At 60.9% G+C, this 12,312-nt stretch carries 5 protein-coding genes; 1 reads left to right on the top strand and 4 read right to left on the bottom strand.

Annotated features, from left to right (window positions below; translation table 11 throughout):
* Positions 1 to 136: 136 nt before the first annotated feature.
* Both H6A60_RS10755 and H6A60_RS10750 read right to left on the bottom strand, forming a co-directional pair.
* Positions 137 to 3,484, bottom strand: a complete 3,348-nt coding sequence (locus tag H6A60_RS10755) for an efflux RND transporter permease subunit (RefSeq protein WP_205104475.1) — start codon at positions 3,482 to 3,484, stop codon at positions 137 to 139.
* 15 nt (positions 3,485 to 3,499) lie between these two features.
* Positions 3,500 to 4,726 (bottom strand): efflux RND transporter periplasmic adaptor subunit, encoded by a 1,227-nt coding sequence (locus tag H6A60_RS10750; protein ID WP_239477720.1) that lies wholly within the window; start codon positions 4,724 to 4,726, stop codon positions 3,500 to 3,502.
* Positions 4,727 to 5,041: 315 nt separating this feature from the next.
* On the opposite strand from H6A60_RS10750, the gene H6A60_RS10745 reads away from it, so the two are divergent.
* Positions 5,042 to 5,704 carry a response regulator transcription factor gene (locus H6A60_RS10745; protein WP_205104472.1) on the top strand — a complete coding sequence of 221 codons (663 nt, stop codon included), beginning with the start codon at positions 5,042 to 5,044 and terminating at the stop codon, positions 5,702 to 5,704.
* Positions 5,705 to 5,812: 108 nt separating this feature from the next.
* On the opposite strand, the gene H6A60_RS10740 is transcribed toward H6A60_RS10745, so the two are convergent.
* Together H6A60_RS10740 and H6A60_RS10735 are read right to left on the bottom strand one after the other, a co-directional pair.
* Entirely contained in the window at positions 5,813 to 12,070 is a 6,258-nt protein-coding gene (locus tag H6A60_RS10740; RefSeq protein WP_205104470.1) for a hypothetical protein, read from the bottom strand.
* Between the two features lie 21 nt (positions 12,071 to 12,091).
* Positions 12,092 to 12,312, bottom strand: a 221-nt coding sequence (locus H6A60_RS10735; protein ID WP_205104468.1) for a hypothetical protein, incomplete at its 5' end; no start/stop codon positions are given.

Here is a 12,312-nt window from a genome sequence, read left to right as displayed (position 1 = left end):
CCCGACTGGGACTCCCCGACTCCCGAGCTGTTTGAGGACGTCCCCTTCTAAAATCAACACTTTGCTCTAACAGAGCCTTTGTTAAACGGCTCCCCGCAGTTCATTTGTCAAAATTCAACCTACTCCCAGCGATTTTTCAGAGCTTCGTCGCGTCGGGCTTATAAGGCCATCGTTTGTAGTAGAAAGTGAGCAGAATCGGGATCAAGAAGACCGTGAAGACGGTCGACGCGGCGGTCCCGAAGATGAACGAAATCGCTAGGCCGCTGAAAACGGGATCCGTGATCATGACGACGGAGCCAAAAATAATCGCGAGCGTCGTCAAGAGGATCGGTCGCAGGCGCACGGCTCCCGCATCCATCGCTGCTTCTTCGAGCGGGAGTCCCGCTTTCAGGTAGTCGCGCACGAAGTCGATGATGAGGAGCGAATTGCGCACAACGACGCCCGCGAGCGCCACGACGCCGATCAGGGACGATGCCGAGAACTGCGCGCCGAAGAGCCAGTGTCCCGGGAAAAGGCCGATGAAGGCGAGCGGCACGGCCGCCAGCGCAATCAAGGCGAGCCCGAACGAGCGATAGTAGGCGACAAGAATCAGGAAGATCGAACCGATCGAGAGGGCCAAGGCCTTCACGAGATCCCGGTAAGAGTCGAGCATCATGCGATTTTCGCCCTGCCAGAGCAGCACGCCTTCATTGGCGGTCAGGTCTGCTCGCTCGTCGCTAAAGGTGAGATTGCCGCCCTTGAGCGTCCCGCCCGTGGGAAGCGTCATCCCGTTTAAGCGATGCTGCAGATCGAGCACGGCATAGGTGGGCGTCGTCGACCCGAGTTCGCCCCCGACCCATGCCATTCGAACGCCGTCCTTGTGCACGATCTTGTGGTCGGTGACGCCCTTTTCGACGCGCACGATCGAAGAGAGCGCGACGTCCTTGCCGAGCGCGCCCGGCACGAACACTTCGTCAAGGCGCTTGGGATCGAACGCAAATTCGTTCGGAATGTCGATGCGGATTGCCTGCGGCTCGCGCTCGCCAGGCTTGTGCGCATAGCCCACGACTTCGCCTTCGACGAGGCGCTTCAATGCTTCGGCCGCCTTCGCCGGGACAACGCCCGCGAGAATCGCTTTCTCGCGATCGACGCGCAGCCGATACATCGGCACGTCCGACTCGACCGAATCGGTCGTCTCCATCATGTCGTAGGTGTCTTCAAATGCCCGGCGAACAATCGCGGCCGTCTCTTCGAGCGCCTTTTGGTCGTGCATGTAGATTTCCGCAAGGATGCTCGCCTTCAAGGGCGGCCCCGGCGGGTCTTCGACAACCTGAATGTCGGCGCCGGGATACCGGGCCGCCACGGACTTCAAGGCAACGCGAAGCTCGCGCGTCAAGAGAATCGACGAGCGCCGCCCCGTGTCTTTCTTGAGGAGATTGACGCGAACAGCGCCGATGTTGCTCCCTTCGGCGGGGTCGCCGCGGATCATGCTGTTGAAGTCCGCCACGCCCGAAAGCCCCGACCACGTTTGGTAGTCGACGACTTCGGGAATCGCCCGCACGTGTTCGGCAACGTCGCGCACGACGCGGTCCGTCACTTCAACAGGCGTGCCCTCGGGCATCTTCACCGTCACGTTGAAGGTGTTCTTGTTGTCTTTGGGCAGGAACCCCATCTCAACGCCGAAGGGCGGCACGGGGCCGCCCGGCCCCTCGGGTCGGACGAGCTGCCAGAAGGGCATCAGACTCGAGAGCGCAAGGAGCACAACAATCAAAAGCAGAAAGCATGCCTCGCGCTTGGGGTGACCAAGAAGCGGCTCGGCGAACCTGCAGTAAATCCGGCCGATCACGCCGCCCGGCCGCTTGGGCTTTGACGACGGTTTCTCGCCGTCCTTTACATCCTTTGCCGCCAGGCGAGTCTTCGGCTTCTCGTCCGGTATCCAGCGCACAGCTGCCCAGGGCGCGACGACATAGGCAACGAAAAAGGATGCTGCGAGCGCCACCGGAACGCTGAAGCCCACTGGGAAGAAGTACTGCCTGGGCATGCCCGAGAGCGACGGAATGAGCGAAGCGAAAACGAGCATCACGGCGATCGTCGCAAGGAGCGTGGCGTTGCCGATTTCGTCAGGAGCGTCGATCGTACGGCGCAGGCGCTCCTCGCGGTCCTTCATGGGCCCGAGCCGGTAGTGGCGCACGATGTTTTCGATGACGACAATCGAGTCGTCCACGAGAAGCCCGAGCGCGATGATGAGGCCGTAAAGCGTCAGTCGATTGATCGTGAGGCCCGCCAAATTCACCATCCCAAGCGTGATCGCGAGAATGAGTGGTACCGTAACGGCAACAATCAGGGCGGCACGGAATCCAAGGAATGCCCACGTCACTGCAACGACCGCTGCAATGGCGATCCCGAGGTGACCGATCAGAACGTTCACGGCGTCGTTGGCTTTGACGCCGTCGTTGCGCGTCACAACGACTTCAACGGCTTTGGGGACGAAGGATGCCTTCATGCGTTCGACGCGCGCGAGCACCTCGTCGGCCACGGTAACGGCGTTCGCCCCTTTTTTCTTCGCAATGGCAAGCGTCACGGAAACGTATTCTTCGGGGTTCTTCGCGTACTCCGCGTATTCGGCCGAAGCCTGCCCGAAGCCGAAGCGGCTTAAATGCTTGGGTTCCGGGTCGGGACCGACCTCAATGTCGGCGACATCCGAGAGGAGCACCGTGCGACCGGGGCGCGCGGCAACCACAAGATTTTCGAGGTCCGTCTTTGAAGCAATAAAGTCTTCAACACGCACGTTTGCCTCGAGCCCGCCGGTCTTCGAAACAGACGCGGGCTCAACGTAGCGTCCGATGGGACCGGCAACATTGGCCGCGAGCACGGCGTTCTTGATGTCGTCGAAGCCGATCCCGAAATTCTGCAGGCGCTTCGGATCAATGCGGATGCGCAATTCGTTCGAGCGCCCGCCAACGACGTACGTGCTCGAAATGCCTTCGAGGCTCTGGAGCTCGTCGAGCATGCGAAGTCCGAGCGTCTTTAATGCCGCATCGTCGTATTCGCGCGAGATGAGCGAGAGCGCGAGAATCGGGACGTCGTCGGCGTCGGCCGAGCGAATGAAGGGGCCGACTGCTTCACGCGGCAGCGCCCCGCGCCCGCCCAAGAGACGCTCGGAGAGCTTCACGAGCGAAGGCTCCTTCTCTTCGCCCACCTCGAACTGCACGGAAAGAACGGCGGCGGAATCGGCCGCGACGGCCGTCACGTGATCGACGCCCGGAATTTGATTGACAAGCGCTTCGAGCGGGCGCACGAGCTGCGCCTCCACCTCTTCGGGCGACGCGCCCGGGAGCAGCACCTGCACGACCGCCGCAGGCATCGAGATCTGCGGATTCTCTTCACGCGGCGTCGTGAGAACGGCGTAAAGCCCGAAGATGAGCGCGGCGAGAATCAAAACGAGCGTGAGCTTCGAATCGATAAAAAGCGCCGTGAGCCGCCCCGTGAGATTGTGCTTGCGCATAGCTGAGCGCTCCTCTTAAGGACGAGCCGCAGATGTTGAAGATGCTCCATTCGAAGGCGCTTCAGCAACACGCACCGAATCGCCGTCCGAGAGCCGCTCGCTCGGTCGATCGACAAGCAGTTCATCGCCCTTGAGCCCGGCGACAACTTCAACAATGTCGCCCGAACCGTCCGCGTTGCCCGTTCGGCGCCCGAGCCGCAGCCACGTGAAGGCAGCGCGCCCGTCGCGAACGACGAAGACGCCTTCGACGCCGCCGCGAACAGCAACGGCACTCTCGGGTACGGCGGGCCGTGCGGGTTCGGCAGCCTTAAACCGCGCGCGTCCGAATTCGCCGGGCGCAGCCTGCGCACCCTCGTCCAATTGAAGCCGAACGAGGAACGTGCGCGTCGCGGCATCGGCGCTCGAACCGACAAGTTCAACCGAGGCGCCGACAGCGGGGCGCCCCGAGATCTCAACCGACGCCCGCATGCCGGGCTTGATGTCCGCGAGCCGAGTTTCGGGCACGTGTACTTCAAAGCGCGGCGCGCGCTCGCTTTCAATGACAAGAATCGGGAAAGCGGGTGCGGCCATATCGCCCGCGCGGCGCAGGCGCTTGGCGACCCGTCCGTCGATAGGCGACGCAAGCACGACATACCGGCGCTGATTCTTCGCCTGCGTCAGAAACGCCTCGGCTTCCTTCAAAGTGCTCGCAGATGCGTCTCGCTTCAGATTGGCCTTTCGAAGGTCCTGCTCGGAAATGAAGCCGTCCTTGTAGAGCCTCGCGTACTTCTCGGCATCGATCGCCGCGTCGCGGCTTGCAGCGCGCGCAGCAAAAACTTGAGCCTCTGCAGAGCGCACCGCCGCTTCTATCTCGGCGTCGTCAAGCCGCACCAGCGCTTCGCCCTTTTTAACGGCATCACCCTCCTTAACCGCGACTTCGCGGATATAGGCAGGAATACGGGAGGCAATTTCGACGCGCTCGTCGGCCGCAACACTGCCGGCCACCTCGTAAGCGCTCGGAAAAGCGTCGAGCGCCTTGACGAGAGCGACCTCGTACACTTCGGCGGGCTTTTCCGCTGCGCGCAGCACGGCCGAGGGCTTTGCCGCTTCGCTCGAAGCGTCGCACCCGAAGAGCGCTGCGGCACCGACGGCCGCCGAAGCGAAAAAGAGTGCCCGAGCGACACGTGTCACGAGACGCCCGCAAGCATGCCTGACGCTGCGGGACCAGCCGGCGGCAGAGATGACAAACTGCTCAAAAATCATGCCAAGCAAAGAGCAAAGTGCTCCGAAACGGACCTCGCCGGGGCGGGCTTCGCCTGAAGCGGCGCTAGACGCGACAAGCCCGGGCCGCTGCGGCGCGGCGACAACTGTAAGAGAGGCCAAAAGCGCAGAAAACGCATATTTGCCTCCCCCCTATTGTGCACCGATTCAATAACGTTCTGTTTCGTATTATGTCTATTTCAACAAGAAAACGACGGTTTTCAACAACGGGAGGAGCGACTTCGTCGCGCTAAAATGCAGGCCGTTCTTCCTATTCCCGATCCGGCTTCCGAAAGGAAGCGGGACGATACGTTCGAGATGAAGTACCTGATAGTCGACGACCATGCGCTCGTGACGGGCGCCCTTTCGATGATGATCCTGGACCGCGAGCCGCAGGCAGAAATTCATACGGCCGGCACTGCCGCCGATGCGGTGGAGCTTGTGCGGCGCGAGGGCGACAACACGGACCTCCTCATTCTCGACCTCTCGATGCCGGGCGTCACCGGCACGGAACTGATGGAAGAGATCGTCCGCATTCAGCCCATGCTCAAAATCCTCGTCGTCTCGGGGCTTGTCGACCAGCAGAGCATCATGCGCGTGCTGCAGTTGGGGGCGGCCGGGTTCGTGCCGAAGTCGCTTGACACCGACATGCTTACGGCCGCAATCGACTTCGTTTTGAAGGGCGGCGTCTTCATTCCGTCAAAGCTTTTGGCCGAAAGCCAGCGCGCGGGCTTTTTCAATCAAGCGGCTTCTTTGAAGTCCACGAACGCCGAAGAGCCCGTTCACCTTACCGAACGCCAGAAGGATGTTCTCATGCTCCTTGCGCAGGGCGCGCCCATCAAGCGCATCTGCCGCGACCTCAATTTGTCGGAAGGCACCGTGAAGACGCACGTGGCGGCGATCTACCGCGCCTTCGGCGCCTCGAACCGTACGGAAGCGCTCTTGGCCGCCCGCCGCGCTGGGTTCGATATCGACCTTTGATCTCGCCATTGCGCCATTGACGATCACGCCGCTTTTCGAGCGGATCGGCTGAAAAGCCCGGGAGCGTTTTGCACGACCCGGGCTTTCTTATTCACTGTTCGAAAGCGATCAGACGGCAATCTCGCCTGCACGAAGTCCCATGCTCGACTCTTCCTCAAGGATCGAACGGATCACGTCCGGCGTTAAACGCGAGAGCGCATCCAGTTCAACGCGGATTTCCTGCGTCTTCGTCGCGGTGCTCGAGAATTCGAAGGCGCCGTTCAACGCGCCGCCCACCTGATTGAGCGCACGCTCGAGGAGACTCGTGGTTGAGTTCGAGCTCTCAAAGGTGAACGTCACCGCCTCGGGCTCGTAATCATTAGGCGAACAGAGTTCGCGAGCGGATAGCTTTCGATTGCCGAGCGCGCCTTTGTAGCTGCTTTCAAACGAGATGCTTGACGCTTCAATGCCTGCGATTGACATGAGTTCGGCAATGGACACGGACTGCGCAGTCGTGAGCCCCTGCGAGCGCATCACCGCCTGCAGCGCCGACGCCGCACAGCCCCCGGAGAAGACACAGGTCGTGCGCTTGCCGGCATCAATGGTGTTGCCGCTCGTCTTTGAATTGACCCGCGTGTAAGCCGACTCAACCGAAAAAGTTATCCTTTGTCCAGCGCTCAGATTGAGCTTTTTCTCCGTCAAGTCGCCTACGACGTTGGCTCCTTCGTTTTGTACGCGCGCCGTGTACGCAACCGCGGCCTCGCCGCTATAGGAAAGTTCCGTTTCCTTCGTGAGCTCTGTTTCGCGTTTGACGACCGCACACGACACCGCTCCGTCGGCAGAAGCGCCGATACGTGCGTCCACATTCAAAAGCCCCGCAGGATCGTACGACACGTCGTCGTACGAAGTCTCCAGACCGCTCGAAGTTGACTTCGCCGTCACGCTGCTGCCGTCGGCGCGCGTGGTCGTCGCTTTTTCAGAACGAACGTTTCCATCGGCGTCCCGTACGACCGTGCTCGACTGCGAGTGTCCCGAAGGATCGGTCACCGTTGTTTTTGTTTCGGTCGAGCCGTCTTCGAGTCCGGAAACTTCCGTCTTCGTCTCCACGCCGCTCGCGTCGGTCGTTGTTTCACTTGAAATCGTCTTCTTCTGCTCCTGCGATTGCGTTACGAACCCGAGCGCGGCGCTCAGGCTGACGTCGACATTGACCGAGAGCGAACCGCGAAGCGTATTGTCAACCTTCGCATCGTTGAGATTCTCGGCCTGAATCGCACGAGAGAAGAGCTGATCCATGAAGACGCCGCCCGCTTCGGGATCCATCGTTTTTTCTACGCCGAATTCAAAACTGAGCGCCGCACCCGCACCAACAGAACCGCCGGCAGCCAGTGTGAATTCGCCGTCGACATTGCCGGCCGAACCATTCGCAGCAAAGCTTGCCGTCGCCGAGGCCTTCGCTTGCGCGCTTGCCTGCACGGCCTTCGTTGAACGCATCGTGACGGTGCCGTCGGTATTCTTCGTGAAGACAACCGCATCCGAGAGATCAACGTCCAATCCGACGGAGAAGCTTGCCTGCGCGAGTACGCCCACTTTGCCGCCCGGGGCTTCAGCGCCGACGCTCTGCGAGAACTTCGTGCCGAGCACGTGGAAGCTGCCGTCCTTGGTGATCGCAACGCTCGAACCGGGCATCATGGCGTCAAGACAACTCGTGAAGCGCATCCGCTGCCTCAGGTGGAACTGCTGCGCGCGAGCCGTGCGCAGATCCCCGAAGCGTTCGTAGCCTTGCTTGGCCGATCGAATGTCCGCGACAACCCCCTCAAAGTAATGCTGCTTGCGAAGAAAATCGCTGCGAAGGAAAAGCGAGCGCGTCCTCGACGCCGCGAGCTTGCCGTTATTGGCCAAAAGCGCGTTCATGTAGCCGCCCGCCGCATTTTCGGGCAAAAACTCTCGAAGATTGGCGCCCACTATTTCAGCGAAACTGACCGTATCGCCCGGCGCTTTGGCAGCGAGCAGCGCTTTCAAATGCGCTTGATCGTCGCGCACTTGAATGTCGCTCACCTTGATTCTTCGCTGCCAGTGCGGATCTGCGGCAACGAGCGATTCAACGGATTTCCCGATCGAAGCGGCCGAAAGTTCGACCGCGCAGTGCGTTGCGGTCAAAAGCGCGAGCTCCGTACGCTTGTCGTCGACGTCGTGCAAATAATCCGCGATCGACTGTCCCTCGAGGCTGCCGTTCGCCAAGAGCGCCACGCGCGCATTGTCGCCGAGCTGCGCTACGGTTTCTCGAAGCAGCGTTGATCTCAGTTTTTGCGTCCACTCCGCCTTATCTCCAAAGCCGAGCTGCTTCCACGCCCTATTGAATTCGTCGGCGCTCGAGGGCTTCTTTGCGTTGTGCAGCTTTGTCATAAGAACATAGCGGCCGCGATTGAAACGCGCGGGCGTGAGCGCCGCGGCAAGTTCGCGCAGCGCTTTTGCCCGCCGATCGGCTGCGGAAACATTCGTGGATGCTTGCTCGGGCTTCACTGCAAGGCCGTTCTGGTCCACCTTGATCGGCGCAAATGCAGCAAGAAGCGATTGGTAGGCGTCTTCGATCAAGCCTTTCCTAGCGGGATTTATGTCGATTTCGAGCTTGTTTTCGAGAATTTTTTTGCCGAGCCCCTCGAGAATGGCGTAAGACTCTTCGAGCGTAAAAACACCGATCTCCGGGTAGCCGCGAGGGCTGGCTTGACTCGAAGCACTGTTGTGCTCCCAAGCCAGGCGCAGTCGATCGGCCGTCAGCTCGAACTGCGAGCGATCAACCTCATAGGCGTCGTACCGCGCCGTCACTTCTTCAGCCGAAAGATTCAACAAGTCCTCGGGAGCAGGCGCTTTGGGGCCGAGTCTCGCAACGACATCGTTCAATGTAATGGGACGGTTTTGCGCTTGATGCATGCGGCGCATGAGTTCGCTCAAGAGCACCGCCGCTTCGCGTTCGTGGAAGGGGAGCTCCACTGCGCGCAATACTGCCCGCTCGAGCGCCTCGTCCGTAAGCTCGAAACCCGCCTTCGCGTTGTCAACCGCTTCACCTGCGAGCATCGAGAACGTTTCGGAATCGATGTCTTTGTAGTGATTGATCGCAACGCGATTCAATGCCATCAGCGCGAGCCCTGCGGACTGACCTTCGATCGCTTCAAACTTTGCATTCTCCGAATCGGCCGAAATAACAAAGCCCTTTTTGATCTTTTTCGCCTGCGCTTCGTCGATCCCCAGATCCTTTAGACGCGCGCTCAGCGCTTGTGCCTGGAAGCGGCGCGCTTCGTCTGTATTCGCGTGCGCTTTTTCAATCTGCTGAATGTGTGCGTCTTGAGCCGCGGCTCTGCGGAAAGCCGCCAATTCGTCGGCAAACCCATGAATTGAACCCTGTGTCCCTTGAAGGGAGCCGCCGCTATGCGTTCGATAGTGACGGAGCACTCGCTCGATCTTGACGTCGGCCGATCTGCCGACAGCGTCAAAGAACGCCTCGGACGACACATGTGCGCCCGTGGTCCTAAGAGACGCAAGCGCAAGCGCCGTCGAAGCGCGCCCCATCGAACCTCGGATGCCGCTGCGCATGAGAGAAAGACAGTTTTTTTGTTCTTTCTCTGTCAGCGTCTGCCTTACGTGATGCATAAACAATGAATTCTCGGCCGACGTTTGCCGCATGTCGGTCGGATCGGCAAGATTCTGCTCGAGCGCGTAGAGCGCGTGCGCGCCGTAAAAAAGCGCGTCCCGGTGCTTCACAAGAACATTGAATTGCCTCGTGAGGATCTCAACCTGGGCATCGAATTGCTGCCGGGCTCCCGCGGCGGCCTGTTGTCCGCCGGCTTTCCGAAGAGCGGCGGCATCAAGCGCTGTGCGAAGTCCCTGAGGATCGGTCTCGAGAATAGCGGCCGTGAGCTTCAGGAGATTGACCGAGGTGGGTGCCGTACGGAATGCCGCGCCCGCGTTGATCAGCCTGGCAACCCCAGGATATGCCGCGGCATCAAGCTCGTTCAATAGCGAGTTCGCCTCGCCGCCCACGAGTTCCCTATAGAAATCGTTGTAGTTGAGCCCGTCGAGGTACTTGGCAGAAAGCAGCAACGCATTGAGCTTGCCTGTACCGGCAAGCGAAGCGCCGTCGGCAGCGCGGCTGCCGCGCATCGCCGCAGCAAAACTCTCCGCAAGCCCCACGGTTTCGGGCTTCCCGGGCCCCGAGCGTAGAAGCTTCTCGGCGCGATCGGCCGCCGCACCGACGTCGCCGCTGCCGATCAGATCGGCGAGCGCCGCGCGTGCTGCTGCAGGATCGCCGTTGGCCGTTTCTGTCAGCGCGAGCGCAAGTTCGTCGAGCGGATCGGTCATTTGCCCAGCAGGTGCCGCGCCTGCCGCATTACCCGCCGCGGGCGCCTCCGTTGCAAATTCGCCGATCACGCCAAAAAAACGCGAGATGATTGAGAAAGCGGTTCGGCTCGCCGCCTCGTCCGAAGCTTCCAGAAACGCCTGTCCCTGCGCCTTGAGAGCCGTCGCCATTTCGGGATAACGCGCTTCAATGCCCTCGGCAACCGTATCGACCATCGACGCGAGGACCTGTCGCGAATATCGCCCGGGCGTCACGGTACCCGATTCACTCGTTACGGGAGCAAAGTGCCCGTATTTCATCGTGGCGGCGAGCGCCTTGAGGCCGCCCTGGATCCCACCTTTCACATGGGCTTGATCGATGCCGAATTTCGCGAGCTCGTTATGCGCGATATCCGACGCACTTGCGATGCGTGCTTTCTCGACGCAAAGATCGTCGTGGAGCATCGCAAGCGCCTCGGCCGCGCCTCTCGCGGCAGCAACACCCGTCTGGTTGCGCGCCAGGTCGAGCTTGGCTTGAGCAGCTTGACGCGTTGCGGGTTTCGTCCAAGGTGCTTTGAGGAGTGTTTCGGCGAGCGCGCGGTCGCGCAGCGCGTTGAAGGGAGCGTGCGAGGCAAGAAGCGCTTCGTCGAACGCGCCCTCGGGATCGCGGTCGCTCTTGACCGCCTGGGCAATTTCGCCTTCAAGCGCCATGATGCGGCTGCCGCGGTCGGTAGTGACGGCATGCCAGTCAAATTTCTCGGCTGTCGTCTGTGCAAGTGAAGAAGCACGCGCCGCAGCGTCCGCCGAGCGATCGGCCGATGCCTCGCTCGCCGATTCGACGGCAAATGTCTGATCTAGCATGCTCTGAACGACCGCGAGCGACTTTTCTTCGAGCCCGGGGAGCAGCACATCGGCCGCCTGACGATTCACCGAACGTGCCGCCGCATACTTTTCGCATGCCTGCGAAACGCTCGCTCCATCCGCGGCGACCTGGAGTGCGCTCTGCGCACTTTCAAGCCGCCGATCGAGCATAAAGAGTTCGTTCGCAACGGCGTTGCGCTTGTCAGTCATGAGACCGCCGAAGCGATCGAGCGTTTCGACGGGGTCCGACTCAGGTCGAAGCACGACGCACGGGTCGCCATCGGCCGCTCGATAACCAAAATTGGCCGCACGAATGTCGGCCGAACCGTCTTTGTAGTAACCCACATCTTTGATCACGTCGAGCGCCGCATCTTTGGCTTGCGTGAGCGTACCGAGTTCGCTTCGGATCACATCAAAAAGCGAACGTTCGTCGAGTGCGCCGGGCGTGAGCTTCGCTTCAATCGCTGCGAGCGTCCGCTCGATTCCGGCTTTGGCGCTTTCTGTCTGCTCTCGCGTTTTGGCTGCAAAGAGCGTGAGCGTGTCCGCAAAGAGATCGTTGCCGATCAAAAGCGCCGCCTCACCGTCAAAATGCGAAGCGCTCGCCTGAATGAGCGCCGCCGAATGCATGGCTGCCGTTGATTGGGCGGCAGCGCCGAGTCCGTCGGCTCTGACGCGAATAAGCGCGAGGTTCGCGGCGAGGTGCTCGGCGGGCGTGCCGTTTCTCGCGCGCTCGAGCAACGCGGCGTCGGCCGTACCCGGTTCGGCCTTGAAGCGGCCGGCACCCTCGACATCCCGGAGGTGTGCGTGCACCATGCGAAGCGTGTTGTTGACGACGGCAAAATCCTTTGCATCGCTATCCTCAGGCTGCGCCGCCGCACTGAGCGAAAACGGATGCGCACTCGCGCCCGCCGCAAAGCGATCGATGAGTTCCTTTGCGTTCTCGCGAATCGCCGCCTGCGAGCGCGCCCAGGGCGCTTCAAGCGTCAGCGAGGGAGCGTCGGCAACTGCGTTCTTCTCGGAAGGCCCCTGCGGTTGCCGGGCGCCTTCGGCGATCTGTGCAGCCTCGTCGCGACCGACCGCAATCGCGGCCTCGGTCGACTCGGATGAAACCGAATGCGTTTGCGGGGCGTCGCCCGGCTGCGTCTCGAGTCCGACCTGCTGCGTCGTTGTCTGAACGCTGTTCAACGTGACTGTCATGCCTAATCTGTTCCGAAAAAGTTACTCGAAATTACTCGATGTGTTTTCGGATTTCTTTCCGCACTTCACCAGAGTCCGCGCGGCTTTTTCCAAAGTCGGCTGCATCCAGTTGAAGCCTTTTGAGGGCCAGTAAGTTCCCCCGGAGCTAATGGCATCACGGTACCCAGCGGTTCGGGCCTCGATAATCTTTTTGACTTCTCGATAACCCATGTACCGCGTGATTTCCGGATCCCACAGCCGGA

The organism is Sutterella massiliensis (genome assembly GCF_016899755.1).
Classification (GTDB): domain Bacteria; phylum Pseudomonadota; class Gammaproteobacteria; order Burkholderiales; family Burkholderiaceae_F; genus Sutterella; species Sutterella massiliensis.
Note: the sequence above shows the minus strand (reverse complement) of the source record. Positions and strands in the feature narration are given on the sequence as shown.